The 24,329-nt window shown below is 72.8% G+C and carries 24 protein-coding genes; 10 read left to right on the top strand and 14 right to left on the bottom strand.

The window, feature by feature from the left end:
* Window positions 1-4: 4 nt before the first annotated feature.
* Genes corA through ACLIRP_RS09270 form a run of 3 tightly spaced genes read right to left on the bottom strand, consistent with a single transcriptional unit; the run spans window position 5 to window position 2,000 of the window.
* Complete coding sequence (gene corA, locus ACLIRP_RS09280) at window positions 5-1,138, bottom strand: magnesium/cobalt transporter CorA (RefSeq protein ID WP_412060163.1); 1,134 nt, start codon at window positions 1,136-1,138, stop codon at window positions 5-7.
* Window positions 1,138-1,557, bottom strand: coding sequence for a hypothetical protein (locus ACLIRP_RS09275; protein ID WP_412060162.1), 420 nt, complete (start codon window positions 1,555-1,557; stop codon window positions 1,138-1,140). The genes corA and ACLIRP_RS09275 overlap by 1 nt, the downstream gene beginning before the upstream one ends.
* A 56-nt stretch (window positions 1,558-1,613) precedes the next feature.
* Window positions 1,614-2,000, bottom strand: a complete 387-nt coding sequence (locus ACLIRP_RS09270; RefSeq protein ID WP_412060161.1) for a SnoaL-like domain-containing protein — start codon at window positions 1,998-2,000, stop codon at window positions 1,614-1,616.
* 153 nt (window positions 2,001-2,153) lie between these two features.
* Here ACLIRP_RS09270 and ACLIRP_RS09265 point away from each other — a divergent pair, with 153 nt between their 5' ends.
* The 4 genes from ACLIRP_RS09265 to ACLIRP_RS09250 all read left to right on the top strand — a co-directional run bounded on the left by ACLIRP_RS09265 (window position 2,154) and on the right by ACLIRP_RS09250 (window position 5,639).
* On the top strand, window positions 2,154-2,801 hold the full coding sequence (locus ACLIRP_RS09265) for a CDP-alcohol phosphatidyltransferase family protein (protein ID WP_412060160.1): 648 nt from the start codon (window positions 2,154-2,156) through the stop codon (window positions 2,799-2,801).
* Window positions 2,798-3,409, top strand: a complete 612-nt coding sequence (locus ACLIRP_RS09260; protein WP_412060159.1) for a lysophospholipid acyltransferase family protein — start codon at window positions 2,798-2,800, stop codon at window positions 3,407-3,409. The genes ACLIRP_RS09265 and ACLIRP_RS09260 overlap by 4 nt, the downstream gene beginning before the upstream one ends.
* Window positions 3,406-4,395 carry a phosphatidate cytidylyltransferase gene (locus ACLIRP_RS09255; protein ID WP_412060158.1) on the top strand — a complete coding sequence of 330 codons (990 nt, stop codon included), beginning with the start codon at window positions 3,406-3,408 and terminating at the stop codon, window positions 4,393-4,395. The genes ACLIRP_RS09260 and ACLIRP_RS09255 overlap by 4 nt, the downstream gene beginning before the upstream one ends.
* Before the next feature lie 95 nt (window positions 4,396-4,490).
* Window positions 4,491-5,639 (top strand): lipocalin-like domain-containing protein, encoded by a 1,149-nt coding sequence (locus tag ACLIRP_RS09250; protein ID WP_412060157.1) that lies wholly within the window; start codon window positions 4,491-4,493, stop codon window positions 5,637-5,639.
* Window positions 5,640-5,722: 83 nt separating this feature from the next.
* Here ACLIRP_RS09250 and ACLIRP_RS09245 read toward each other — a convergent pair whose 3' ends face one another.
* From ACLIRP_RS09245 to ACLIRP_RS09235, 3 genes are all read right to left on the bottom strand, one after another.
* On the bottom strand, window positions 5,723-5,962 hold the full coding sequence (locus ACLIRP_RS09245; protein WP_412060156.1) for a hypothetical protein: 240 nt from the start codon (window positions 5,960-5,962) through the stop codon (window positions 5,723-5,725).
* Between the two features lie 49 nt (window positions 5,963-6,011).
* Complete coding sequence (gene idi, locus ACLIRP_RS09240) at window positions 6,012-6,542, bottom strand: isopentenyl-diphosphate Delta-isomerase (protein ID WP_412060155.1); 531 nt, start codon at window positions 6,540-6,542, stop codon at window positions 6,012-6,014.
* A 188-nt stretch (window positions 6,543-6,730) separates the two neighbouring features.
* Complete coding sequence (locus ACLIRP_RS09235) at window positions 6,731-8,917, bottom strand: amino acid permease (protein ID WP_412060154.1); 2,187 nt, start codon at window positions 8,915-8,917, stop codon at window positions 6,731-6,733.
* Between the two features lie 126 nt (window positions 8,918-9,043).
* On the opposite strand from ACLIRP_RS09235, the gene ACLIRP_RS09230 reads away from it, so the two are divergent.
* Window positions 9,044-10,405: a WD40/YVTN/BNR-like repeat-containing protein gene (locus ACLIRP_RS09230; RefSeq protein ID WP_412060153.1), complete on the top strand. Its 1,362-nt coding sequence runs from the start codon at window positions 9,044-9,046 to the stop codon at window positions 10,403-10,405.
* Here the strand turns inward: ACLIRP_RS09230 and ACLIRP_RS09225 are convergent.
* The 3 genes from ACLIRP_RS09225 to mdh all read right to left on the bottom strand — a co-directional run bounded on the left by ACLIRP_RS09225 (window position 10,402) and on the right by mdh (window position 15,075).
* On the bottom strand, window positions 10,402-11,070 hold the full coding sequence (locus ACLIRP_RS09225; RefSeq protein WP_412060152.1) for a hypothetical protein: 669 nt from the start codon (window positions 11,068-11,070) through the stop codon (window positions 10,402-10,404). The two genes, ACLIRP_RS09230 and ACLIRP_RS09225, sit on opposite strands and share 4 nt — an antisense overlap.
* A 127-nt stretch (window positions 11,071-11,197) precedes the next feature.
* Window positions 11,198-13,861: a M36 family metallopeptidase gene (locus tag ACLIRP_RS09220; protein ID WP_412063676.1), complete on the bottom strand. Its 2,664-nt coding sequence runs from the start codon at window positions 13,859-13,861 to the stop codon at window positions 11,198-11,200.
* A gap of 275 nt (window positions 13,862-14,136) precedes the next feature.
* Window positions 14,137-15,075, bottom strand: coding sequence for a malate dehydrogenase (gene mdh / locus ACLIRP_RS09215; protein WP_412063675.1), 939 nt, complete (start codon window positions 15,073-15,075; stop codon window positions 14,137-14,139).
* A 195-nt stretch (window positions 15,076-15,270) separates the two neighbouring features.
* On the opposite strand from mdh, the gene ACLIRP_RS09210 reads away from it, so the two are divergent.
* Complete coding sequence (locus ACLIRP_RS09210) at window positions 15,271-16,620, top strand: alkaline phosphatase (protein ID WP_412063674.1); 1,350 nt, start codon at window positions 15,271-15,273, stop codon at window positions 16,618-16,620.
* Here ACLIRP_RS09210 and ACLIRP_RS09205 read toward each other — a convergent pair.
* Together ACLIRP_RS09205 and ACLIRP_RS09200 are read right to left on the bottom strand one after the other, a co-directional pair.
* On the bottom strand, window positions 16,617-16,889 hold the full coding sequence (locus tag ACLIRP_RS09205) for a hypothetical protein (protein ID WP_412063673.1): 273 nt from the start codon (window positions 16,887-16,889) through the stop codon (window positions 16,617-16,619). The genes ACLIRP_RS09210 and ACLIRP_RS09205 overlap by 4 nt on opposite strands.
* Window positions 16,890-16,907: 18 nt before the next feature.
* The gene (locus tag ACLIRP_RS09200; RefSeq protein WP_412063672.1) at window positions 16,908-17,306 is read right to left on the bottom strand and encodes a hypothetical protein; all 399 of its coding nucleotides are present in this window, start codon (window positions 17,304-17,306) and stop codon (window positions 16,908-16,910) included.
* A 102-nt stretch (window positions 17,307-17,408) separates the two neighbouring features.
* Between ACLIRP_RS09200 and ACLIRP_RS09195 the strand changes: the two genes are divergently transcribed.
* On the top strand, window positions 17,409-19,139 hold the full coding sequence (locus ACLIRP_RS09195) for a DEDD exonuclease domain-containing protein (RefSeq protein ID WP_412063671.1): 1,731 nt from the start codon (window positions 17,409-17,411) through the stop codon (window positions 19,137-19,139).
* On the opposite strand, the gene aroA is transcribed toward ACLIRP_RS09195, so the two are convergent.
* The 3 genes from aroA to add are packed head-to-tail and all read right to left on the bottom strand — an operon-like array spanning window position 19,136 to window position 22,123.
* On the bottom strand, window positions 19,136-20,452 hold the full coding sequence (gene aroA / locus ACLIRP_RS09190; protein ID WP_412063670.1) for a 3-phosphoshikimate 1-carboxyvinyltransferase: 1,317 nt from the start codon (window positions 20,450-20,452) through the stop codon (window positions 19,136-19,138). The genes ACLIRP_RS09195 and aroA overlap by 4 nt on opposite strands.
* Window positions 20,449-21,096: a hypothetical protein gene (locus ACLIRP_RS09185; RefSeq protein WP_412063669.1), complete on the bottom strand. Its 648-nt coding sequence runs from the start codon at window positions 21,094-21,096 to the stop codon at window positions 20,449-20,451. Before ACLIRP_RS09185 ends, aroA begins: the two co-directional genes overlap by 4 nt.
* Entirely contained in the window at window positions 21,089-22,123 is a 1,035-nt protein-coding gene (gene add / locus ACLIRP_RS09180) for an adenosine deaminase (RefSeq protein ID WP_412063668.1), read from the bottom strand. Before add ends, ACLIRP_RS09185 begins: the two co-directional genes overlap by 8 nt.
* Window positions 22,124-22,309: 186 nt before the next feature.
* On the opposite strand from add, the gene ACLIRP_RS09175 reads away from it, so the two are divergent.
* The 3 genes from ACLIRP_RS09175 to yihA all read left to right on the top strand — a co-directional run bounded on the left by ACLIRP_RS09175 (window position 22,310) and on the right by yihA (window position 24,251).
* Window positions 22,310-22,591 carry a twin-arginine translocase TatA/TatE family subunit gene (locus ACLIRP_RS09175; protein WP_412063667.1) on the top strand — a complete coding sequence of 94 codons (282 nt, stop codon included), beginning with the start codon at window positions 22,310-22,312 and terminating at the stop codon, window positions 22,589-22,591.
* A gap of 83 nt (window positions 22,592-22,674) precedes the next feature.
* Window positions 22,675-23,556: a succinate--CoA ligase subunit alpha gene (gene sucD / locus ACLIRP_RS09170; RefSeq protein WP_412063666.1), complete on the top strand. Its 882-nt coding sequence runs from the start codon at window positions 22,675-22,677 to the stop codon at window positions 23,554-23,556.
* An 83-nt stretch (window positions 23,557-23,639) separates the two neighbouring features.
* Entirely contained in the window at window positions 23,640-24,251 is a 612-nt protein-coding gene (yihA, locus tag ACLIRP_RS09165; RefSeq protein ID WP_412063665.1) for a ribosome biogenesis GTP-binding protein YihA/YsxC, read from the top strand.
* Window positions 24,252-24,329 lie beyond the last annotated feature (78 nt).

Raw genomic sequence — 24,329 nt, 5'->3', positions numbered from 1 at the left:
GGCCTCAGATCCAGCCCTTGCGCCTGAAGTACGCGACCGTCGCGACGGCGACGGCGATCATTACGGCCCACAGCGCGAAGTAGGCCCACGGCACCGCCAGCTCGGGCATCACGGCGAAGTTCATCCCGTAGACGCCCGTCAGAAAGCCGAGCGGCAGAAACAGCGTGCCGACGACCGTGAGCACCTTCATCACCTCGTTTTGGCGGACGCCGAGCGACGAGAGGTACAGGTCGGAGGTAGAGCCCAGCACCTCGCGCAGCGACTCGAGCACCTCGACGGCCTGCACCACGTGGTCGGAGGCGTCGCGCAGGAACGGGCGCGTGTCGGCCTCGACGTACGGCATCTCGTCACGCTGCAACGCCGCCAGCACCTCGCGCAGCGGCCACACCGCCCGGCGGAGCCCGGTAAGGTCCCGCCGCAGGATCGCCAGCGCGGCCTGGATGCGGGGCTCGGGGTCGTCGAGGGCGCGCGCCTCCAGCACCTCGGCCGCGTCGCCGATCCGCTCCAGCGTCCCGAAGACGTGGTCGACGACGAGGTCGAGCAGGGCGTAGAGCAGGTAGTCGGCGCCCGCCCGGCGGACGCGGCCCGCGCCCGTCCGCAGGCGCTCGCGCACGGGCTCGAACACGTCCGCGCGGTGCTCCTGGAAGCTCAGCACCCAGCCCGGCCCGAGCACGAACGCGACGCGGTCGATCCGGTGGCCCTCGGTGCTCGCGTCGGCGTCGCAGTACGCCTCGACGGCGTTGGCGGCGTCGCCCGTCTCGCGCACCATCCGCGCGACGACTGACACGATGGGGTGGCCGCCAGCGTCGTCGAACACCTCCAGCTTGGGGCGCTGGCTCGACGTGAGCACGTCCTCGACCAGCAGGGGGTGGAGCCCGAACGCCTCGCCAAAGGCGGCGACGGTCGCCGTGTCGGTCAGCCCGTCGACGGCGATCCAGGCGATGCCGGGGCCGTCCGCGAGGGCTCGCGCCTCGGCAGGGGAGAGGCCGTCCGACTCGTCGATGCCGTCGGCGTCGTAGAAAACCGCGCGAACGCCCGCCGTGCGCGCGGGCGGCGCGTGCGCCGGGAGCACGCCGGGCGGCCGCCCCGAGTGGTGCGACCGTGGCTCGACGAGCGGCCGCCGGGCGCCTTGCGCCATCAGAGGGTCGACGACGGCGGCGGGTTCTGGGTGGCCGACTCCGTCCGGCGCGCGACCTCGTCGGCCAGCCGCTGCATCTCGTCGGCCTCCGTGGTGCCGCGAGCGGTCGGGGGCGCGGGCGGGGCAGGCTCGTTGAGGTGGGAAACCGCCTTCTGGCGCTCGACGGAGGTCTTGGTCAGCTCCTTCTCGACCTTGCGGGCGCGCAACGAGGCGCCTAGGCGGCCGGGCAGGCCGACGAGGTAGCCCAGCCCGAAGCCGACGCCGAACCATCCGGCGACCATCCACAGGACAGGGCCGGTCCAGTCGGCCTCAACGAACGGCAAGGCGAGGCGGACCTCGTTTTCAAGGTTGGCGGGCTGGGTCGCCAGCAGGATGCCGAGGACGGCGACGAGGAAGAGAACGGCGAGGGCGAGACGCATGACGGCGGGCCGGGGTGAGGGGAGCGCAGTCTACGCCGCACCCGCCGTCAGGTTGTCTACGCCTCGGTCGCGCCGGGCGGGGTGTGGTAGAACCGCTCGTGGACCACCTTCCCGTCCTGCCAGCGCTGCACGGCCACCTCGTCCATCGGGTACACCGTCCCGTCCTTGAAGGTGACGACGTCCGAGGTCTCCACGAACACGACGCCCGTCCCCGGGGCCGTCTCGTGCGCCGCGATCGACTGCACGCCACCGCCCGGCGCGACCGTCTCGACCATCTCCAGCCACTGGCGAATGCGCTCCTTCTGGGTCTCCTTGCCCTGCGGCGTCTCGCCGGTAAAGTCGACGATCTGAATGTCGTTGGCGTAGTAGGTATCCACCGCCTCGAGAATGTCGGGGCCGGAGGCGAGGTCCTGGAGGTGCTGGGCTTGTTCGAGCAGGGTCATGGCGGGTGCCGGGGTGTGAATGGGCAATGTCGGGCGCGGTGGTGACGGCCCTGGGTCATGGGTGAAGGGTATGTAACGGAGCGGTTTGCGTCGGGTGCGTGACCGGGGCATCCGTACCAGAGGCGTAGGGCAAGTGCACGGTATCCTGGCGCCATGCCCGGTGCCCCCGTTCGCCGTCCGATCAAGACCCGCCAGGCCCGGTGGGCGGGCGCGCTCGCCCGCGCCGCCGCTTCGATGGGGTGGACGCCGAACGCGATCTCCCTCCTCAGCGTCGCTGTCGCCGTCGGCACCGCGGCGGCCCTGCTGGCGGCTGCGAACGCGGAGGGCGGGACGCGAGCCCTGCTGTTCGTGATCGCCGCCGGGACCGTCCAACTCCGCCTGCTGTGCAACCTGCTCGACGGGCTCGTCGCCGTCGAGGGCGGGAAGGGGACGCCGGCCGGCGAGGTGTTCAACGATCTCCCCGACCGGGCGTCGGACCTGCTCGCGCTCGTGCCGGCGGGCTACGCGCTCGGCGTGCCGTTCGGCCCCGAACTGGGGTGGGCCGCCGGCGTGCTCGCCGTGCTGACCGCCTACGTCCGCGTGTTGGGCGGGGCGTGCGGACTGGAACAGCGGTTCACGGGCCCGATGGCCAAGCCCCACCGGATGTTCGCGCTGACCGTCGGGCTGCTGGTGGCCGCGCTCGCGGTGCCTGCCGGCTACGACGTGGTCGTGCTGGCGGCGACCCTGGGCGTGATCGCCGTCGGATCGCTCGTTACTGTCAGTCGCCGTACGCGAGCGGTGCTGGGGGCGCTGGGCTCATGATTGCCCGCGCCGTCGCCGCCGTGCTCGTCCGCCTCGCGCGCATCGCGCTCGGGGTCAGCGGGACGTTCGAGACGGAGCTCGCGCCCGGCGTCGCGCGCGTCTACGTCGCCAACCACACGAGCCACCTCGACGGCGTCGTGGTCTGGGCCGCGCTCCCGCCCGAGGAGCGCGCCCGCGCGCGCCCCGTCGCCGCCGGCGACTACTGGCAGGCGACCGCCTTCCGCCGGACGATCGCCCGCGACGTGTTCCGCTCCGTGTTCGTCGACCGGGCGCACGTCGACCGCGAGACCGTGCCCCGCCTCGCGGCCGTGCTCGACGGCGGCGGGGCGCTCGTCCTCTTCCCCGAGGGCACGCGCGGCGACGGCACGGCCGTCGGCCCATTCCGCGCCGGCCTGTTCCATCTCGTGAGTCACCGGCCGGACACCGAGATCGTCCCCGTCCGGCTCGAAAACCTGGCGCGGTCGCTGCCGAAGGGCAAGACCCTGCCCGTCCCGATGCTGGGCCGCGCCACCTTCGGCGCCCCCTTCCGGCTCGCGCCCGACGAGTCGAAAGACGCCTTCCTCGCGCGTGCCCGCGACGCTGTCGCCCGCCTGGGCGCCCCCGCATGAGCCGCTTTTTTCAGGACCCCGACCTCCAGGTCGTCTTGGTCGGCGTCCTTGCCCTGTTGGCGCTCGCGAGCGTCGCGGTCGCGATCCTGCGTCGCCGTGTCACGACGGAGGCGGGCCGGGCCGTCGTCGACAACTTGGCGCTCCGCGTCAAGGCGTGGTGGGCGATGGTCGCCGTGCTCGCGCTCACGCTGGCGACCGGCGGCGTGGGGTCGGTACTCCTCTTCGGCGCCACCTCGTTCCTAGCCCTGCGCGAGTTCGCGACGCTCTCGCCCGCGACGGCCAGCGACCACAGCGCGCTGGCGTGGGCGTTCTTCGTCGTCATCCCGGTCCAGTACCTGTTCGTCTGGCTCGGGCTCTACGGGATGGTGGTCCTGTTCATTCCGGTCTACGTGTTCCTGTTCGCCCCCGTCCGCAGCGCCGCGACGGGCGACACGACGGACTTTCTCGGGCGCGCGGCGGCGATCCACTGGGGCCTGATGGTGTGCGTCTACTGCGTCAGCTACGCCCCGCTCCTGCTGTCGCTGGCGATCCCTGGGTTCGAGGGCGAGACGATCAAGCTGCTCATCTTCTTGATCGTGGTCGTCCAGCTCAGCGACGTGCTCCAGTATGTGGTCGGAAAGACCGTCGGGCGCCGCCCCCTCGCGCCGCGCGTGAGCCCCAACAAGACGTGGGAGGGGCTGATCGGCGGCGTGCTCGGCGCGACCGCGATCGGCGCCGGGCTGTGGTGGATGACGCCGTTCTCGCCTCTCGCGGCGGGCGCCGTGTCCCTGGTGATCGCCGTCGCGGGCGCCTCGGGCGGGCTGGTGATGTCGGCCGTCAAGCGCGACCGGGGCGCCAAGGACTTCGGGGCCCTCATCCCCGGCCACGGCGGTGTCTTGGATCGGATCGACTCGGTCTGTTTCGCCGCGCCGGTCTTCTTTCACGTCACGCGCTTTTTCTACGTCACCCGGCCCGACGCCCTGCCGGCCTTTCTGGCGGGCGGCTGAGTGGGGCGCCGCGTCGGCCGGCTGCGTGAAGGGGGAGCGCAAGCGAACCGCGGCCGGCCGGTCCGGCGTTGACGCCGTCCGCCCCCTCGACGCCCGTGCGCCCGCTTGCCGCCTGCCTCCTCCTCGCCGCGCTGGCGGCTTGCTCCGACGCGCCCCCCGGTGTCGGCGCCAGCGTGTCCGTCGCCGAGGCCATGTCGGGCGACACGACCGGCTACGCGCGTGCCGACCGCGTCGTCGACTTCGCGTTCCCCGCCGACCACGGGCCGCACCCCGACTTTAAGGCCGAGTGGTGGTACGTCACCGGGAACGTCCGGTCGACCGACGGGACCGGCCGCCGCTTCGGGATCCAGTTCACCGTCTTCCGCTCGGCGCTCGCGCCCGCCGACACCGCCGAGCGCGCGTCGGACTGGGCCACGCGCCAGCTGTACATGGCGCACGTCGCGATCGGGGACGTGGCGACGGGGACGTTCTACGACGCCGAGCGCTTCTCGCGCGGCGCCGCCGGGCTGGCGGGCGCGAGCGCCGTGCCCGTCGCGGCCTTCCTCGGGCCCGTCCGGCTTGCGCAAGCGGGCGACGCGGGGGCAGCCGTCCCGCTCCGGCTCACCGGCGAGGCCGAGGGCGCGCGCTTCGACCTCACGGCCCGCCCGCTCAAGCCGATCGTACGCCAGGGCGACCGGGGGCTCAGCCAGAAGGGCAATGGGGAGGGCAACGCGAGCTACTACTACGCCCAGACCCGGATGGCGACGACGGGCACCGTCACGCTCCCCGACGGCGAGGCCGTCCCCGTCGAGGGCCTGACGTGGCTCGACCGCGAGTGGTCGACCTCGGCGCTCGGCGACGACCAGGTCGGCTGGGACTGGTTCGCCCTCCACCTCGACGACGGCCGCGACCTGATGCTGTACCAACTCCGCCGGACCGACGGCTCGAAGGACCCGTTGTCCGAGGGCTCGCTCGTCGCCGTCGACGGCGCGAAGACGCGCCTCGACGCGGCCGACTTCTCGCTGGAGCCGCTCGACACGTGGACGACGAACGGCGCCGATTACCCGACGCGCTGGCGCGTCCGCGTCCCGAGCGCCGGCCTCGACCTCGACGTGACGGCCGCCTTCGAGGCGCAAGAGCTCGACGCGACGATCCGCTACTGGGAGGGCGCCGTCGACGTGTCCGGCTCGGCGACCGGCGTAGGCTTCCTAGAGATGACCGGGTATGCGGACGGCCTCGAGAGCAGCGCCCGCGCGTCGTTCTAGAGAACCCGACCTGCTGGCGGGCCGCCCTGTAAAGCGGGCTCGCCGTCCAGACGAGCCATCGGCGACGAGCGGGGCGCTCTCCGCTACCGCGCCGTCTCCACGACCGACACGTCGGTCAGCTCGCCGTGCACGTCGAGCGAGGCCTCGAGCTGGGCGCTGGCGCGGAGCACGCGGCGTGAGAGCGAGTCCTCGTCGGAGGTCGTCTGGAGGACGATGTCGAGCGCGAGCGCGACCAGCGAGAGCGGGACGAAGAGGGCGCCGGCCAGGCTCGCGACCCAGAGCTTGGCGTTGTAGAGGGCGACGTCGCGGACGAGAGCGGGCACAGCAGCGGGTGGGGAGACGCCGCGCCCTACGGGCTCGTCCGCGGGCCGGTTACGCGCCGAGCGCGAGCGCGGCCTCGGCGGCCTCGTCGCACAGGATCCGGAACCACGCCGTGTACCGGTCGGGGTTGGCCCGGAGGTCGGACCGGAGGTCGGCGGCGTCGACCCAGCGCCAGCCCGAGACCTCGGCGGCGGCGGGGATCGGCTCGCCGTCGAAGCGGCCCACAAAGACGTGGTCGAGCTCGTGCTCGACGAGCGGCTCGGGCCCGGGCAGCTCGGCGCGGTAGACGCGGGCGAACGCCGGGCGGAGCGCGCACCGGACGCCCATCTCCTCGTCCAGGCGGCGGCTGGCGGCGGCCTGGGGCGGCTCGCCGGGGCGCGGGTGCGTGCAGGCCGTGTTCGACCACAGGCCCGGCGAGTGGTACTTGCCGTCGGCGCGGCGCTGGAGCAGCCACCGGCCCCGGCCGTCGAACAGGAAGACGGAGACGGCCCGGTGCAGCCGCCCGTCGCGGTGGACGGCCAGCTTCTCGGCCGTCCCGATCTCGCGGTCGGCGGCGTCGACGAGGACGACGTGCTCGGGCATGGGGCGGGGCGCGGCGCGGGTGGGGCGCGGTCGCTCGTCTGCGTTCGCTCCGTCCGCAGGCGCCGTTCCCGGCTTCCCGCCCCGTGGTGAGTTCCCTGAGGCACACTGGCTTGCGCGCCCATTTCGGGCAAGGCCGCTGGCGTCAGCAGGCCAGAGGGCGCCGGCTTCCGGTCCCCGGTCCCCAACCCTCAGTCCGCGTCCAGCGAGGCCTCGCCCGGGTTGCCGTTGTGGACGAACAGGACCGTCCCGGCCGCTTGCGCCAGCCCGTCGAGCCCGGTGCCGTAGGCCTCCGCGCCGTCGGCGTCGGGGCGCTGCAGGCCGAGCACGGTCAGGTCCGTGGCCCCGCTCTCGGCGGCCAGGACCTCGGGGAACGGCCGGTCGTCGCGGACGACGACGTGGACCTCCGCCTCGACGCGGACGGCCTCGAGAAGGCGGACGGTATCGGCGCGGACCCCCTCGGCGGCCTGCTCGCGGCCCACCATCCGCACGACCCGGAGCCGGGTGCCCGCCCAGTCGGCGTTGCTGCGGATCAGGTGGGCCAGCAGCAGCATCAGGTCCCCGTTCCCGCCGCGCCCGCCCCACCACACGTCGACCGAGCGGCGCGCGCCGAAGCCGGCCGCCTCGTCGACGCGCAGGAAGAGGACCGACTTGCGCAGGTCGGCCAGGTCGCGCAGGACGCGGAGCAGCAGGCCGCGCCCGCCTGCGGTCCCGCTCCAGCCCATCACGACCGTGTTGGCCTCCAGCCGCCCGACCCCGTGCGACTGCGAGACGGCCACGGCGCCTGTCGCGAAGTCGGGTACGATCTGGGCCTCGGCGAAGGCCGTCATCCCGTGCTCGCGGATGTACTCGCGGATCCGCTCGCGCGCCCGCTCGCGCCGCGCCGGCTTGTTGGGGTCGTCGACGGCCCCGGTGATGAGCTGGCTGAACGTGACGATGCCGCGCCCCAGGCTGAGCCAGCGCGAGAGCGCGACCAGGTGCTCGCGGTTGTGGGGCTGGCCCGTGAACACCATCAAGTTGGGCCGCCAGTTGCGCGAGTCGGGCGCCTTCGACTCCAGCCGGATCAGCGCGAACCGCGCGAGCGAGGTCCAGACGCCGCTACGCACGTCGCCCCACGTCCCCGCCAGCTGGCGCCGCTGGAGCGCGAAGTAGATCCCGTACGTGACCACGATGGCCGCGACGGTCGCCGGGGCGTTGATGAGGAACATGGCGCTGTAGCAGCCGACGCCGCCGAGCGCGGGCACCCACCACGGGACCCGGAACGTCGGCCGGAAGCTCGGATTCCCGACCGCCTTCTCGAGCGCGGCCACCAGGTTCACCATCCCGTACGTGTTGAGGAAGAACATGGTGATGACCGGCGCGACGGCGTCGATATCGCCGGCCCAGATGACGGCGATCGCGACGGCGCCCGTCAGCAGGACGGCCGCGCGCGGCTCGGTCGCGCTGCCCATCTGGCTCGCCATCCAGCGCGGCACCACGCGGTCGGCGGCGACGGCCTGCAGCGTCCGAGGCGCGGCCAGCACGCTCCCCAGCGCCGACGACAGCGTGCTCGCGGCGACGCCCGCCAGGATCAGCAGCGGGACGGCCGCCAGCTCCGACATCGCGGCCGTGTTCGAGACCAGCTCCTGGGGCGAAAAGTGGGTCGCAAACCAGACGGCCGCGGCGATGTAGACGACCGTCGTGACGACGATCGACGCGATCGTGCCGCGCGGGATGCTCCGCGACGGGTCCTTGAGGTCGCCCGACAGCGAGATCCCGACCTCGATGCCGGTGACGGCGGGGAAGAAGACGGCGAAGACGACCCAGAACGAGACCTCGCCCACGCCCGTCGCCGCCGGCGCCTCGACGCTCCCCCAGCCGCCCGCGAAAAACGACACGAGGGCCGCGACGAGCACGGCCAGGATCCCGAACTGGATCTTGAGCGCGAAGTCGGCCCCGACGTACGCGATGGCCACGAAGCCGAGCGCCACCACGGTCGCGAACACCTGGGCGTCGAACGCCGCCAGCATCGGGACGGCCTCCATGGCCTCGACGAACCCGATGATGTAGAACGCGACCGAGATCGCCTGCGACAGGTACAGCGGGATCCCGATGGCCCCGCCGATCTGGAGCCCCAGCGACCGCGAGATCAAAAAGTAGTTACCCCCCGCGCGGACGTCCATGCTCGTCGCGATCGACGACAGCGACAGCCCGGTCAGGAACGAGATCGCGTTCGCGATGCCGATGATCAGGAGCGCCCCCCACAGCCCCGCCTGCCCGACCACCCAGCCGGTCCGTAGGAAGAGGATGATGCCCAGGATCGTGAGGACGTTGGGCGTAAAGACGCCGGCAAACGTCCCGAAGCGGGCGGTGGAGGGGGATGCCGCAGGGTCGGCCATCGGGCGAGGAGGTGAGCAGCCCGATGGTACCCCGCCCCGGAGCGTTCGGCACACGGGGGGGGACCCGATCCCGTTCCGCGGCCCGCCGCGCGGCGCCCTAGCTTGCGGCCCCACAACGGCTTGCCCATGCCCGCACTGCTCCGCTACGCCCTCCTGGTCCCTCTTCTCGCGACCGCTGCCGCCGCCCAGCCGGTGTGGCAGGAGCTGGCGGCCTCGCCGTTCAACGACTACCGAAGCGAGGACCTCTCGTTTCTCGACGCCGAGCGTGGCTGGACCGTCGACGGGACCGGCCGCGTGCACCGGACGCTCGACAGCGGCGCGACCTGGACCCAGACCGCCAGCATCGGCTTCGACTACCTCCGGGCGGTCGCCTTCGTCTCGCCGACGGTCGGCTGGGTGGGGACCCTCGACAACCGGCGGACGCTCTACGAAACCCGAGACGGGGGGCGCACCTTTACCGACATCAGCTTCCGAGTCAACCCGCTCACGCACGGGGTCTGCAGCCTGTTCGCCGTCTCCGACCAGGTCGTCTACGGGGCGGGGACCTACAACGGGCCGGCGACCTTCCTCAAGACCGTCAACGGCGGGCAGACGTGGACGGCGCGCCCGCTGGCGCCCCACCTCGACACCGTCGTCGACGTCCACTTTTTCGACGCGCTCCACGGGCTCGCGGTCGGCGGGACGGGCGTGTTCGGCGGCGACATCCGCCCGCGCGTGATCGAGACGCGGGACGGCGGCGCGACGTGGACCGTCCGCCACACCGTTACGTCGGTGACGCCGGGGTGGGGCTGGAAGCTGAGCTTCCCGACGCCCGAGGTCGGCTACATGTCGGTCGAGAAGTACGACGGCAACCCCGACGCCATGATTCTCAAGACGACCGACGGGGGCGCGTCGTGGGCCGAGGTCACCATCCCCAACGCTGGCAACGGCAACCTGCAGAGCGTCGGCTTCCTGACGCCCGACGTCGGCTGGGTCAGCGGCCGGGGCACCACCTCGATGACGACGGACGGCGGTGCGACCTGGACGCAACTCGCGATCGGCGAGGGGCTCGACCCGAACGTCAACCGCTTCCAGTTTATCGACGGCATCGGGTTCGCCTCGGGCCACAAGATCCACCGGCTCGACGCGCGCGGCGTCCTCGCCGAGGCCGGCCCCGACGGTGGGGCGCTGCTCCGCCTCAGCCCGAACCCGGCGCGCGACCTCGTCCGCATCCGCTACCCGGCGTCGGTCGGCCCGGCGACGATCGACGTGTTCGACGGCCTCGGGCGCCGCGTCGGCGGGGTCGATGAGCCGGTCGCCGACGGCGACGCCGCGTGGGCCGTGCCCGCCGGGCTGGCGCCGGGCGCCTACACGGTCCGCCTGCGGACGGCGACCGCCGAAGAACCACAGGCTCCGTCGTGCTCGCGCGCTGAGCCTCTCGACGCGAGACCGGCCCGCGAGCGTCGTCGCCAGCGGGCCGGATCTGGAATCGAGCCGCCTCGGGCCTAAAAATCGACCGTCGGGGCGCCCAGGAGCTCGGCGCGGCGGGCCTCGATGAGCGCGGCGCGGCGGGCGGCGCGCTCAGCCGTCGCGGCGTCCATAGCGTCGGCCTCGGCGCGCATCTCGGCGGCCTGCTCGCGCAGGGCCTCGGCGCGCTCGGCGCGGGCCTGGCCGCGAACGTCGAACAGCTCGCCCAAGACGGTGTCGAGCTCGCGCTCGAGCCGCGTCCGATCGGCGCCCTCGGCGTCCCTCGCCTCGCGCGCCAGCGCGCGCGCGCGCATGTCGAGCTCGCGCATCCGGGCGCGCGTCTCGGGCGAGGCGCTCGGGCCGCCGATCATCTCGCGGAAAACGCCGCCGAACGGCATCTCGCCGCTCCGCTCGATGCGCTCGAGAATGCGGCGGGGCCCGTCGAGGTCGAGCTCGAACACGTTCTCGTCGATCTCCTCGCCGTCGCCGTCGCGGCGGACGATCACGCGCGGGCCGTCGCGCTCGACGCGGACGCGGACTTCGCGGCCGTCGGCGCCGGGCTCGCCGCTACGGCGGATGATTCGGATGCCGTCGCCGTCGCTCTCTTCGATGATCACGTCGTCGTCCTCGACCTCCACGTCGCGGTCGGTCTGGGCGAGGGCGGGGACGGCGAGCAGGGCGAGGGCGGGGAGTAGGAGCAGTCGCATAAAAAACGGGGGTGAGGGGACCGGGCCAACGATAGCGCCCGCCGGTCGCGTATCCCGGGTGCCAAAAAAACAACGGGGCGGCCCCCGTGAAGGGAGCCGCCCCGCAGGGTGGTGGAGGCCAGGGGCGCTAGCGCGTCACGACCAGCCGGCCGGTCTGCACGTCGCCGTCGGCGACCAGGCGGTAGAGGTAGACGCCGCTGGGCAGCGCGCCCGCGTCGAAGCGGACCTCGTGCTGGCCGGGCTCCATCGTGCCGCTGGCGAGCAGCGCCACCCGCTGGCCGATGGCGTTGTACACCGCCAGCTCCACGTCGGACGCGTCGTCGAGGCCGAAGGTGAACCGGGCCGTCGAGGCGACGGGGTTGGGCGCCACGCGTAGCTCGGTGTCGGCGGCGCCGGCCGAGGCGTTCGCCATCAGCGAGGCCGTCGACTCGTTCGAGCAGTCGCCCGAGTCGGTCTCGCAGACCTGGTAGACGTCGCCGGCCGAGCCGTTGCGGTCGTTCCAGGCGCCGTCGTCCTTGGTGGTGCCGATCCGCGAGCCGTTGCGGAAGACGTCCACCTTGCCGCCGTCGGCGGGGCTCCAGCGGAGCTGGGCCTTCGGGCGCCGGCCGCCGGTCATGGTCACCGTCAGGTCGATCGAGGCCGGGGGCGGGCCTGTCGAGACCGTCACCGACTGCGAGGTGCTGGCGGTCGCGCCGTCGTTGTCGGTCACCGTCAGCGAGGCCGTGTACGTGCCGGCGGCGCCGTAGGTGTGCGCCGGGTTCGTGGCCGTCGAGGAGCCGCCGTCGCCGAACGTCCAGGCGTGGGAGGCGATGGAGCCGTCGGCGTCGGCGCTGGCGTCGGTGAACTGGCAGGCCAGGCCGGTGCACGAGACCGAGAAGGCGGCCGTCGGGGGCTGGTTGCCGCCGGTCGGCCACAAGTCGAAGGCCTGCGCGTTGTCCGAGTTGCGGGTCGAGGAGCCCTGGTCGGCGGAGTACCCGAGCCCGCGCCGCGCGAAGGCGGCCTGGAGCGTCTCGGCGTAGGCCCCGCCGTAGAGCGCCTGCTCGGCGGCCAGGATGCCGTCGCGGCCGGTCACGAAGCCGGGCTGGCAGGGCTGGTACTTCATCCCCTCGGTCACCAGGTTCATCATGACCTGGTTGCCGGCCGTGCCGCTCGCGTTGTAGAGGTCCGCCGAGAAGCCGTGGGCGTCGATCATGTCCCAGGTCACCTCCCACAGAATCGTGGCCCAGACGAACCCGATCTGGTGGACGGCCGACATCGAGGCCGTGTTGCCGTAGGTGTAGCCGTTGTCGGCGAAGTCGGTGTCGTACGGGGCCAGGCGGATGCCGCCGCCAGTCGCCCCGTAGCCGAAGAGGTAGTTGCCGATGCCGCGCGAGTCGGTCCGGGCGTCGCCGGGCGTCATCGTGAACAGCAGGGCGTACCAGTCGCTCCAGCCCTCGCCCATCTGCTCGGCGTTGCCCAGGCAGCCGGACTGACTGGGGCCACCGGTCAGGCGGTTCGAGATGCCGTGGCCGTACTCGTGGACCACGACGCCGTTGTCGAAGCTGCCGTCGACGTCCGGGGCGGGGTTCGTCCCGATGTACATCTGCATGCGGGGCCGCGAGCCGTCGGAGGGCGTAAAGAAGTTGGCGTTGTTGGTCCCGCCGCCGTCCTGCGCCTCGGCGCGGACGTCGTCGTTGCCGGCGCCGCCGCGGCCGTAGTTGTTGACCTGGAAGTTGCCGGACGCCTCGTCGAAGCCGTACTGGTACATCACGTCGTGGATGACGTTGTTCCAGTAGAACAGGTTGGTGACCGAGGCGGGCCGGTACGCACTCGGCGCCTGGCCCAGGTCGAGCGGGAAGTCGAACGCCAAGCCGGACCCGCCGTCGGGGCTGCTGCCCGAGTCCGGGATGTTGTTGGCGTCGATGTCGGTGTACGCGTGGACGTTGTTGCCGCGTGTGATCGTGTACTCGGCGCCCGCCGAGCCATTCGTGTCGTGCCAGCCGAAGGGCGAGGCGGTCGCGTGGTCGGGGTCGGCCACGAGTACGCGGCCGGACGAGTAGATCGGCGCCTCGTCGGGCATCGCGAAGACGCGGTAGCCGCCGACGGCCGAGCGCGCGGCGACGAAGGGTGAGGGCGTCGCGACGGGCAGGGCGGGCTGGCGGACGGGCGCCAGCGACGGCGCGGCCTCGCCGAACGTGTCGTGGACCACTAGGTCGACCTGGTCGATCAGCTCGCGCGTCCGGGCGTCGACGTAGGCGAGCCACGCGTGCTGGGCGTCGGCTTGGTAGAGCTGGACCTCGTAGGCCAGCCGCACGCCGGCCTCGGTCGCGCGGAAGACCAGCCGCACGTCGATGGGCTCGGCGGCGATGCCGCCCTCGCTCAGCGTGATGGCTCGCGACGGCCCGCCCTGGCGGTCGATGATGGCGAAGGCGCCCGCGCCCAGCCCGTTGTGCCGCGCGACGACGTTCGCGGCGGCCGCGGCCGACAGCGCGGTCGCGCCGATGGCCAAGCCCGCCGGACCGACCGTGCGGTCCAGCCCGACGGCGTGGGCCACCCGCCCCTTGTTGACGGCGACGAGCGCCTCGGAGCCGACGACCTCGAGCCCGGCGATCTGCTGGCGGAGGTAGACGTGGTCGGCGCCGGAGCGCGGGCTGCGGACGGCGTCGGTGACGACAAAGTCGGCGCCCGCGAGGCCGTTGGCACTGGCGGCCTGCCGGGCGTGCGCGAGCGCGGCGTCGGCGCTGGGCGACTGCGCGTTGGCAGCGATGGGGAGGAGGCTCACCAGCAGGGCGAGGCGTAGCAGTCGGGACATGTGGAACGGGGGATGGTGGGGATCGACGGGCTCTCGGGGCACCGTCGGCAGGCCTGGAACCTAGGGCACCCCTTCTTGCCCGGCTCACCTTTCCTTCATTCCGAGTTCATCTCGTCAGGATTTGTGACTCGCCCCGCACTCGTGCCGGGAGCCGTGGCCCCCCGGCGCCGTCCTCGGGCACTAGGGCGCCGTCCCCGTTCGCGACCCGACCCGAACGCAAACGGGGCGGCCCCCGCACTGGGAGCCGCCCCGCTGGCGGTCGACGGGCGGAGGCGCTAGGCGTCGTCCTTGGGCAGGTTCTGGTAGGCCTCGATGACCTCGCGGACGTGGGCGCCCGAGGACTGCATGTCGGCCTTCTCCTTGTCGTTGAGGTCGAGCTCGACGACCTCCTCGACGCCGTTCTTGCCCAGCTTCACCGGCACGCCGATGAACATGTCCTCCAGGCCGTACTGGCCCGAGACCCAGGCGGCGGCGGGGAGCACGCGGCCCGAGTCCTTGACGATGGCCTCGACCATCTCGGCGGCGCCGGCGCCCGGGGCGTACCACGCCGAGGTGCCCATGAGCTTGACGATCTCGCCGCCGCCCTTCTTGGTCCGCTCGATGATCTCGTCCAAGCGCGACGCCTCGATCATCTCGGTGACCGGGCGCGAGCCGACCGTCGTGAAGCGGGGGAGCGGCGTCATCGAGTCGCCGTGGCCGCCGAGCAGCATCGCCTGGATGTCGCGGACGGACACGCCGAGCTCCATCTTGAGGAACGCCCGGTAGCGCGCCGTGTCGAGCACGCCGGCCATGCCCATCACGCGGTGGCTCGGGAAGCCCGACTCCATGTAGGCGACGTAGGTCATCACGTCGAGCGGGTTCGAGACCACGATGATGATCGTGTTCGGCGAGTGCTCGGCGACCTGCTGGGTGACGGACGCGACGATCTGCGAGTTGACCTTCAAGAGGTCGTCGCGCGTCATGCCCTCCTTGCGGGGGAGCCCGGCCGTGATGACGGTCACGTCGGAGCCCGCCGTGATCGCGTAGTCGTCGCCGCCCTCGATGACGGTGTCGAACCCGTGGATCGGCGCGGCCTCCATGAGGTCGAGGGCCTTGCCCTTGGCCACGCCGGAGTTGATGTCGATAAGGGCGATGTTCTGGACGATGTCCATGCGCGCGACGCACTCGGCGACCGTTGCGCCGACGTTGCCCGCGCCTACCACGGTGATCTTCATGTGTTTGGGTTTGAGGGGGAAGAGGGGAGAGGCCTACGCGGCTGGCGCGTCGCCGTTCAGGGAGTTTAGCGGGGCACCCGGCCCGGCCGGCCCCGCCGACTCGGATTCGGCACGAAGACCGCAACTGTCGCACTTCGAGCCCCACCGAGCCGGTCGGCACGCGGTAGGCTTCCCGCCACGCCCCACCACACCGCCATGATCCGCCGCCTCCCGCTCCTCCTGCTGGCGCTCGCGCTCGGCGCCTGCTCGGCCGCCCCGACCGCCCAGGCCCCCGCACCGCCGCCCGCGGCCGACGCCCCGCCCAAGAACGTGATCCTGATGATCGCCGACGGCTTCGGGCCCGCCTCGGCCACGCTCGGCGCCGCCGCCAAGGGCGCCCCGCTCGCGTTCGACAGCCTGCTCGTCGGGGCCGTCGAGACCTCCGCGAGCGACAGCCGGGTGACCGACTCGGCCGCGAGCGCGACCGCGTACGCGTGCGGCATCAAGACGTACAACGGCGCCATCGGGATGACCGACGCCCGCCGGCCGTGCCGGACCGTGCTGGAGATGGCCGAGGCGGCCGGGCTCGCGACCGGGCTCGTCGCCACCAGCCGCATCACGCACGCCACGCCCGCCTCGTTCGCCGCCCACGTCGAGGCGCGGGGGCAAGAGGTCGAGATCGCCCGGCAACTGGCGCTGTCCGACGTGGACCTGCTCGTCGGCGGCGGCCGGACCTTTTTCGTGGACGACGCGGCGGACGCCGAGACCGGCGCCCGGCTGGCGCCGCTCGTGGACCAGATGCGGGACCGCGGCTGGGCCGTAGCGACCGACCGCACGGGCTACGACGCAATCTCTGCCCTCCCCGCCGCCGCGTTCCTGGCCGACTCCCACCTCGCGTACGAGATCGACCGCGACGGCACCGACCAGCCGTCGCTGGCCGAGATGACGACGCGTGCGCTCGACCTGCTGGCGGCCTCGCCGGCCGGCCGCGAGCGGGGCTTTTTCGTGATGATCGAGGGCTCGCGGATCGACCACGCCGGCCACGGCAACGACCCCGCCGCCCACCTCGGCGACATCCTGGCCTACGACGCCGCCGTCGAAGCCGCGCTCGCCTGGGCCGCTGCGGACGGGAACACCCTCGTCGTGTCGACGGCCGACCACGAGACGGGCGGGATGACGCTCGCGCGCGACGGGATCTACGCCTGGGACCCGGCGCCCCTGCTCGCGGCGATCGCCAGCTACGAGGCGATGACGGCCCGGCTGGCCGACGGCGGGGCGCCTGCGGCCGTCGTCCGGGAAGGGCTCGGCCTGGATGCGCTGCCCGACGGCGTCGAGGAGGCGGTTCGGGCCGCGGTCGCCAGCGGCAACCCGTACGCCCTCGGCCCGGTCATCCGCGACCTCGCGAGTGAGCCGGCCGGCATCGGCTGGACGACCGGCGGTCACACGGCCGTCGACGTCGGGCTCTACGCGTTCGGGCCCGGCGCCGAGCGGTTCGCCGGCCGGATGGCTAACGACGCCGTCGGCCGCGCGCTGATGAGCCTGTTCCGCGGGGTGACGCTGCGCTAAGCCCGCTGGCGCAGCGCCCGGGCTACCAGCAGGTGCCCCAGGAACGCCAGCATCACCAGCCACGCCGGGAGCCAGACGCCGGGGAACGCCGTCGGGAGCCGCAGGCGCGGTTCGGTCTCGATGACGCCGAAGACGGACAGGGCGGCCGTGACCACGACGACCGCCAGCAACGCCAGCCCGAGCGCGTTCCACACCCATACGACCCACCGGGGCGGCGACCCGCGCCACAGCCAGACGCCGAGAGGCACCGCCAGCAGGCCCGTCACCACGTCATAGTTGTGCCCGTGTCACGTGACCTCGGCCGGGACGGCGCCCTCGGCGTAGGCGGCCGACAGCCACAGCTCCACAACGATCCGGAACGCCTGCGCGCCGACCAGCCACGCGAGCGGCCACGCCAGCAGCCGGTCGCCGAGTCCGGAAAACGCGAGCGCGGCCATGCCCACGCTCAGCCCGATCAGCATCAGCCCCGCCGCTGGCGGACGGGCGTCCACGTCGGACAGGGCGCCGCTGGCGGCGAGCGCGGCCGAGCCGCCGAGGTACACCGCCGCCACCGCCAGCGCGACGAGCGCCCACCGCGTCCGCTCCCGAGGCGTGCCCTCGGGGCACCACGCGGCAAACACGAACACGCCCGCCATCGCGAGCGCCAGGGCCACCATTCCGAACGACAGGGTGGGGGAGAGCGGCATGGCCGAACGTAGCGCGCGCAGGCTTCACCGGACCGTGTGCGTACCGTGTGACACGCCGGGCGTCAGCCGGGCACGCGAGACTGGCGCGATCTTCCCGCCCCCATGGACGTCGACACCACGCCTTTCGTCATCGTAGACACCGAGACCACCGGGTCGCGGGCGGGCGACGACCGCATCATCGAGATCGGCGCGGCGCGGCTCGTTGGCGGCGAGATCGTCGACACGTTCCAGCAGCTCATCGACCCCGGGCGCCACGTCCCCCAGCGGATCACGCGGCTGACCGGCATCTCGACGGCGATGGTCTACGGCCAGCCCGACGCGGCCGAGGTGATGCCCCAGTTCGTCGACTTCCTGGGCGACTCGGTGCTCGTGGCCCACAACCTGCCGTTCGACGCCCGTTTTTTGGATGTGGCGCTGGCGGAGAGTGGCCTGCCTCCGTTGCAGAACCAGAGCCTGGACACGCTGCGGCTGGCGCGGCGCTTGTTGTCGTCGCTCCCCTCGAAAGGGTTGAGCAAGCTCACGCAGCACTTCGGGATCAAAGTCAACGGCCGGCACCGCGCGCTCGGCGACGCCGTCGCGACGGCCGAGCTGCTGGTGATCTTGCTCGAGCGGCTCCGCATCGAGTTCAACGTCACGACCGTCGAGGGCGTCCTCGGCTTCCAGCGCCGCCGCTACAAGGACACGCGCCGCGAGCCGGCGCACCTCAAGAAGATCCGCGAGCAGACTTTGCCGCTCCTGCCCGACCGGCCCGGCGTCTACTTTATGCGCGACTCGCGCGGGTCGGTTATCTACGTCGGCAAGGCCAAGAGCCTGCGCAACCGCGTCCGGAGCTACTTCACCGGCGTCGAGAACCACGACCCCAAAACGCGCAAGCTCATCCGCGACGTGCGCGAGGTGACCTGGCGCGAGACGGGGACCGAGCTGTCGGCGCTCCTGGAGGAGTCGAAGCTCATCAAGAACTACCTCCCGGTCTACAACCGGGCCCAGCGCCGCTACCGCGACTACCCCTTTATCCGGCTCGACACGCGGCACCGGACGCCGACCATCTCGTGGACCCCGCGCATCGCGCACGACGGCGCCGAGTACTACGGCCCGCTCGGGCGGCGCGGCCAGGCCGAGGAGCTCGTCGAGCTGATCGGGCGGCTGTTCCTGCTCCGCGAGTGCGACGACAACGTGTTCGCGCTCGGCCGCCCCTGCCTGTACCACGAGATGGGCCGCTGCGGCGCGCCCTGCGTCGGCGGCGACGGCGCCGACCAGTACGACCTCGAGGTCCAGCGCGTCCGCGCCTTCCTGACCGGCCAGGACACCGAGGCGATCGACCTGGTCGAGGAGGCGATGCGCGAGGCGGCGGCGTCGCGCGAGTACGAGGCCGCCGGGTGGTACCGCGACCAGCTCCGCCGGCTCCAGCGCACACTCGGCCGCCAGAAGACCGTCGCGTCGGCCGTCCACGAGCACCACGCCGTCCTTGTCGAGCCGCTCGCGCCGGGCTACGACGGCCTGCCCGGCGGCGCCCAGCTGTTCCTGATCCGCCACGGCCGGCTGGCGGCGACGGTCGACCTGCCGGCTGATCCGGGGCCCGACGAGGTCGCCGACCTGCGCGCGGCGCTGGCGGAGGCGTTCGACCCCGATCTTCCCGCCCCCGACGTCCACCGCCGCCCCGACGTCGACGAGATGCGGATGCTGGCGAGCTGGATGCGTCTCAACGGCGACGCCGCCCGGACGGTCCGCTGGGACGAGGACACGGACACGGATGATCTGGTGGCCGCGGTGCTGGCGTCGGCCCGCGCGGCGTCTCCGACCTCGGAGCCCGTCGTCGAGGAGACGGAGGGCTAGGCCGTCTCGACGGACCCGGCGGCGACGCTCTCGAGCGCCTCCCAGAACGCGGGGAACGAGACGGCCGCCGCCTCGGCGCCGTGGATCCGGGTCGGGCCCGAGGCCCCGAGCGCGGCGACCGCCGCCGCCATCGCGATCCGGTGGTCGTCGCGCGCGTCGACGTCGGCGCCCGTCAGCGGCTTCCCACCTTCGATGATGAGCCCGTCAGGCGTCTCCTCGATGGCGGCGCCCATCGCGCGCAGGAACGCGGCCGTCGCCTCGATCCGGTCGGTCTCCTTGACACGGAGCTCGGCCGCGTCGCGGATGACGGTCCGCCCGTCGGCAAACGCCGCCGCGACCGCCAGCACGGGGATCTCGTCGATCAGGTTGGGGACCAGGTCGCCGCCGATCTCGACGCTCGCGAGGGGCGCCGCCTCGACGCGGAGGTCGGCGATCGGCTCGCCCGCCCGCTCGCGCTCGTTCGCGATCCGGATGTCGGCGCCCATCGCCCGGAGCACGTCGACGACGCCGCTACGCGTGGGGTTGAGGCCGACGCCGCCCAGTTGGATGGTGGCTGGGTCCACGATGCTGCCGGCGACCAGGAAAAAGGCCGCCGCCGACACGTCGCGGGGCACGATAAACTGGCGTGCGCGGACGGCCGTCCCGCCGTCGACGGAGACGTGCCGCTCGCCGCCGATCACGAGCGCGTCGAGTGCCAGCATCCGCTCGGTGTGGTCGCGCGTCGGCACGGGCTCAACGACGGTCGTCGTGCCGCTCGCGCCCAGCCCCGCCAGCAGCACGGCGCTCTTGACCTGGGCCGAGGCGACGGGCAGTCGGTAGCTGATTCCCGTGAGGCCGCCGCCGCCGACCGTCATCGGCGCGTGGCCGTCGGTCAGCGCCACGTCCGCGCCCATCGCGCGGAGCGGCCGGGCGATCCGCTCCATCGGGCGGCCCGACAGCGAGGCGTCGCCGACGAGCGTCGTGCGGAAGGGGAGGCCGGCCAGCAGGCCCGCCAGCAGGCGCATGGTCGTGCCCGAGTTGCCGCAGTCGAGCGGGCCGTCGGCCTCGCGAAGCCCCGCCAGCCCCCGGCCGGTCACGAACAGGCTCGGCGTGCCGTCGGGCCCGAGCACGTCGTCGCGCGTCTCGAACCGGACGCCAAGCTGCCGGAGGCAAGCGACCGTCGAGGCCGGGTCGGCGGCGTCGGAGAAGCCCACGATCTCGCTCTCGCCGTCGGCGATCGCCGCCAGCATGGCCGTCCGGTGCGCGATCGACTTGTCGGCGGGGAGCCGGGGCGTGCCCGCGAGCGCGGCGGCGGGGTGGACGGTGACGATCATTCGGCCGTGAAGGTGACCGGCCACGCCTCGGGCGCGAGGGCGTCGTCGCAGTCCGCGTACGCCCGCGTCGTGGCGATGGCGGCCGAGCCGTCGGGCCGGAGCCGGTAGCGGACGTCGGTGCCGCAGCCGCCGTGGCCGGCGCTCTTGGTCAAGACGGCGAACGTGCGGGGCGCGTCGCCCGGGGACAAGACCCCGAGGAAGCTCTCGGTGACGTCGGCCGACGGCCGCCCGTCCTCGCCGACGATCCGCGCGCGGACGAGCCGGGGCGTCGCGCCGCTCAGGTCGACGACGGCGAAGACGCTCTGGTAGGCGAAGGCCTGGCACGTCACCTCGGCGATGGCCTCGGCGCCGAGCCGGTGGATCTGGACGATGCCACGGCGCGGGACGGTCGGGTCGTCCTCGCCGCAGGCGGCCCGCCAGTCGAGCGCCCCGAGCAGCGTCTCGGACAGCGACACGAGCGCCGTGTCGTCGGGCGCGGCCTCGACGGCGGCGATCCAGGCGGCGGTGTCGAAATCGGGCGCGGCGACGGGTTCGCCCGGCGGGGCCTCGGCGGGCGCCTCGGGGCGGGCATCGGCCGGGGTGGTCTCGGGGCTGGCGCAGGCGCCGAGCACCAGCGCCAGCAGGAGGGCGGGGAGGCTACGCATCGGCGAGGACGAGGGGGGTGACCTCCGCGAGCAGGGCGGCCTTCTCGCGGTGGGGGAGGAAGGCGTGGCGGAACCCGTTGAGCACGATCTGGCGGAGCGCGTCCTCGGGGATCCCGCAGCGCGTGTGCGCCAGCCACAACTCCTCGGTCGTGGTCGTGTGGCTAAAGAGCGTGTTGTCGGTGTTGATGGTCACCGGCACGCCGGCGCGGCAGTACTCGGCGACGGGGTGGGCCTCGTAGCTGGCGACCACGTGCGTCTGGACGTTCGACGTGGGGCAGACCTCGAGTGGGATCTGGCGGTCGACGACGTAGCGGAGCAGCTCGGGGTCCTGGCCGAGCGTGACGCCGTGGCCGATCCGGTGCGCGCCGCACTTGAAGAGGGCCTGGCGGATCGAGGCCGGCCCGAAGCTCTCGCCCGCGTGGACGGTGATGTTGAGGAGCTCCTTGCGGGCGAGGTAGAACGCCGAGCCGTGGAGGTCGGCCGGGTTGCCGCGCTCGCCGCCGGCGAGGTCGAACCCGATGACGCCGCGCCCGCGGTAGCTCGCGGCCAGCTCGGCCTGCGCCAGCGACGCGCTCTCGCGCCGGTCGCGCAGGCCGCAGACGATGACGCCGCTCCGGATGCCGTGGTCACGCTCGGCGTCCTTGAGGCCCGCCAGCACGGCGTCGTTGACCTGCCACATCGTCAACCCCTCGTCGGTGTGGAGGACCGGCCCGTAGCGGACCTCGAGGTAGCGGACGTTGTCGGCCGCCATGTCCTCGGCCAGCTCGTACGCGATGCGGTAGAGCGCCTCGCGCGTCTGCATCAGCGGGAGCGAGTACCCGAACCACTGGAGGTACTCCTCGAGCGTCGGCGACCCGTCGATCTTCTGGAGCTCCTCGGCCATGCCCTCCTCGGTGTCGGCGGGGAGCACGTCGAGCTTGCCCTGCTCGCGCGCGAGCGTCAGCATGGTCGACACGCGGAGCGAGCCGTCGAGGTGGCAGTGGAGTTCGGCCTTGGGCCAGGCGTGGATGGTGTCGCGGTCGAGCATGAGGGGCGGGGGGCGTCCGTGAAGCTACGGGCCCCCCGCCCCGGCGCCGGGCGCCACGGGCCGCGTGTGGCGTGAGATCCGGCGAACTCGGCGCGCGCGGGGCACCTCGGCGGGGGTGGCCCGTAGATTCTTCGTGCGCACCGGCCTTCCGCAGGTGGCGCCTCCCCTCCCACAGATCCTACCGTCATGGGCAGCCTCGGACCGTTTGAGATCCTCGCGATCCTTCTCGTCGTGCTCCTCCTCTTCGGCGCCAAGCGGATCCCCGAGATCGCGCGCGGCCTGGGCAAGGGCATCCGTGAGTTCAAGGACGCCACCAACGACATCAAGCACGAACTGACCGTCGAGCCGCCGCGGACGCAGATCCCGCCCGCGCCGCCGGCCCAGGCGCAAGCCTCGCAGCCGGTCGCCACGCAGGCCACGCCGCCCCCCGCGCCGGCCCCCCAGCCGCCGCCCGACACGCAGGCTTAAAGGCCCGGGGTCCCGCGACCCCGCCGCCCTTCACTTCGACCCCGACCGCGCCCCGCGCATCTCCCCGACCCCCGCCTTTCCGCATGAGCATCCTCATCGATTCCGACACCCGCCTCGTCGTCCAGGGCATCACTGGCAAGGAAGGTTCCTTCCACGCCGAGCAGATGATCGAGTACGGCACGAACGTCGTCGCCGGCGTCACGCCTGGCAAGGGCGGCTCGTCCCACCTCGACCGGCCCGTCTACAACTCGGTCGCCGAGGCCGTCGAGAAGGAGGGCGCGAACGTGTCCGTCATCTTCGTCCCGCCGCCCTTCGCCGCCGACGCCATCCTGGAGGCCGCCGACGCCGGCGTCCAGACGGTCGTCTGCATCACCGAGGGGATCCCGGTCAAGGACATGCTGCCCATCAAGTCGTTCGTCGACACGCGCGGCGTCCGCTTGGTGGGCCCGAACTGCCCCGGTCTGCTGACCCCGGGCGCGAACGTCAAGGTGGGCATCATGCCGACCATGATCTTCAAGCCCGGCGCCGTCGGCGTCGTCTCGCGCTCCGGCACGCTGACCTACGAGGCCGTCGACCAGCTCACGCGCGCCGGCCTCGGCCAGACGACGGCCATCGGCATCGGCGGCGACCCCATCATCGGGACCACGCACACCGACGCCATCAAGCTGTTCAACGAGGACCCCGAGACCGAGGCGATCGTGATGATCGGCGAGATCGGCGGGTCGGCCGAGGAGGAGGCCGCCGAGTACGTCCGCCAGCACGTCCAGAAGCCGGTCTTCGGGTTTATCGCCGGCCGCACGGCGCCTCCCGGCCGCCGCATGGGCCACGCCGGCGCCATCGTCTCCGGCGGCAAGGGCACGGCCGAGGCCAAGCTCGAGGCCATGCGCGCCGCCGGCATCACGGCCGTTGAGAACCTCGCCGAGCTGGGCCAGACGGTCGCCGACCACTTTAGCGCGGTCGCCTAGCGGCTCCCGGGCACGCGTCAAGGGGCAAGAGGCAAGGGGCTTGGAGCCCCCGCCTCTTGCCCCTTGCCACATCCCCCTTGCCCATGAAGGTCAAGCACGCCGAGTTCGTCCTTTCCGCCCCCAGCTGGCGGACGCTGCCGCCCCCGATCGCGCCCGAGGTCGCCTTCGTGGGGCGCTCGAACGTGGGCAAGAGCTCGCTGCTGAACGCGCTCCTCGGCCGCAAGCAGCTCGCGAAGACGTCGGGCACGCCGGGCAAGACGCAGGCGCTCAACTTCTACGCGGTCAACCCCAACCCGCAGGGCCACCCGGACGTGTTCCTGGTCGACCTCCCGGGCTACGGCTACGCCAAGGTGTCGCAAAAGCAGCGGGCGCGGTGGCAGCAGTTTATCGGGCAGTACATCACCCAGCGCGCCGAGGAGGGGACGCTGCGCGCGGTCGTCCAACTGATCGACAGCCGCCACGGGATGACGAAGATGGACGCCGAGCTGCTGGCGGTGATGCTGGAGAGCCCGGCCCCGCACCTCATCGCCATGACGAAGGCGGACAAGCTGGGCGCGAACGCCCGCAAAAAGGCCGTCGCGGGCATCCAGGCCGAGCTCGCGCCGTTCGGCCTGGAGCTGCCGATCGTGCTGACGTCGTCGGAGAAAAAGCAGGGCCTGGCCGAGCTCTGGGGCTGGATCGACGCGGTGCTGTAGGCTCGCCGGCGCTCGCGGGACTAGGGACTGGCTCGCTCCGCTGGCTGGCGCCGACCTCCGGTTCGCGGGATTGGGGAT

Source organism: Rubrivirga halophila, from assembly GCF_046845755.1.
Taxonomy (GTDB): domain Bacteria; phylum Bacteroidota; class Rhodothermia; order Rhodothermales; family Rubricoccaceae; genus Rubrivirga.
The sequence above is the reverse complement of the archived record's forward strand: the minus strand, read 5'-3'. Positions and strand labels throughout refer to the sequence as shown.

Excerpts from the sequence above, each read along its gene's own strand:
- ACLIRP_RS09270 (WP_412060161.1), bottom strand. The coding sequence starts at position 2,000 with ATGACCCTGCTCGAACAAGCCCAGCACCTCCAGGACCTCGCCTCCGGC.
- ACLIRP_RS09200 (WP_412063672.1), bottom strand. The coding sequence starts at position 17,306 with ATGCCGCTCTCCCCCACCCTGTCGTTCGGAATGGTGGCCCTGGCGCTC.
- yihA (WP_412063665.1), top strand. The coding sequence starts at position 23,640 with ATGAAGGTCAAGCACGCCGAGTTCGTCCTTTCCGCCCCCAGCTGGCGG.
- ACLIRP_RS09260 (WP_412060159.1), top strand. The coding sequence starts at position 2,798 with ATGATTGCCCGCGCCGTCGCCGCCGTGCTCGTCCGCCTCGCGCGCATC.
- mdh (WP_412063675.1), bottom strand. The coding sequence starts at position 15,075 with ATGAAGATCACCGTGGTAGGCGCGGGCAACGTCGGCGCAACGGTCGCC.
- ACLIRP_RS09220 (WP_412063676.1), bottom strand. The coding sequence starts at position 13,861 with ATGTCCCGACTGCTACGCCTCGCCCTGCTGGTGAGCCTCCTCCCCATC.
- add (WP_412063668.1), bottom strand. The coding sequence starts at position 22,123 with ATGCTCGACCGCGACACCATCCACGCCTGGCCCAAGGCCGAACTCCAC.
- ACLIRP_RS09255 (WP_412060158.1), top strand. The coding sequence starts at position 3,406 with ATGAGCCGCTTTTTTCAGGACCCCGACCTCCAGGTCGTCTTGGTCGGC.
- ACLIRP_RS09185 (WP_412063669.1), bottom strand. The coding sequence starts at position 21,096 with ATGCGTAGCCTCCCCGCCCTCCTGCTGGCGCTGGTGCTCGGCGCCTGC.
- ACLIRP_RS09265 (WP_412060160.1), top strand. The coding sequence starts at position 2,154 with ATGCCCGGTGCCCCCGTTCGCCGTCCGATCAAGACCCGCCAGGCCCGG.
- ACLIRP_RS09230 (WP_412060153.1), top strand. The coding sequence starts at position 9,044 with ATGCCCGCACTGCTCCGCTACGCCCTCCTGGTCCCTCTTCTCGCGACC.
- idi (WP_412060155.1), bottom strand. The coding sequence starts at position 6,542 with ATGCCCGAGCACGTCGTCCTCGTCGACGCCGCCGACCGCGAGATCGGG.
- corA (WP_412060163.1), bottom strand. The coding sequence starts at position 1,138 with ATGGCGCAAGGCGCCCGGCGGCCGCTCGTCGAGCCACGGTCGCACCAC.
- ACLIRP_RS09195 (WP_412063671.1), top strand. The coding sequence starts at position 17,409 with ATGGACGTCGACACCACGCCTTTCGTCATCGTAGACACCGAGACCACC.
- sucD (WP_412063666.1), top strand. The coding sequence starts at position 22,675 with ATGAGCATCCTCATCGATTCCGACACCCGCCTCGTCGTCCAGGGCATC.
- ACLIRP_RS09235 (WP_412060154.1), bottom strand. The coding sequence starts at position 8,917 with ATGGCCGACCCTGCGGCATCCCCCTCCACCGCCCGCTTCGGGACGTTT.
- ACLIRP_RS09175 (WP_412063667.1), top strand. The coding sequence starts at position 22,310 with ATGGGCAGCCTCGGACCGTTTGAGATCCTCGCGATCCTTCTCGTCGTG.
- ACLIRP_RS09225 (WP_412060152.1), bottom strand. The coding sequence starts at position 11,070 with ATGCGACTGCTCCTACTCCCCGCCCTCGCCCTGCTCGCCGTCCCCGCC.
- aroA (WP_412063670.1), bottom strand. The coding sequence starts at position 20,452 with ATGATCGTCACCGTCCACCCCGCCGCCGCGCTCGCGGGCACGCCCCGG.
- ACLIRP_RS09275 (WP_412060162.1), bottom strand. The coding sequence starts at position 1,557 with ATGCGTCTCGCCCTCGCCGTTCTCTTCCTCGTCGCCGTCCTCGGCATC.
- ACLIRP_RS09210 (WP_412063674.1), top strand. The coding sequence starts at position 15,271 with ATGATCCGCCGCCTCCCGCTCCTCCTGCTGGCGCTCGCGCTCGGCGCC.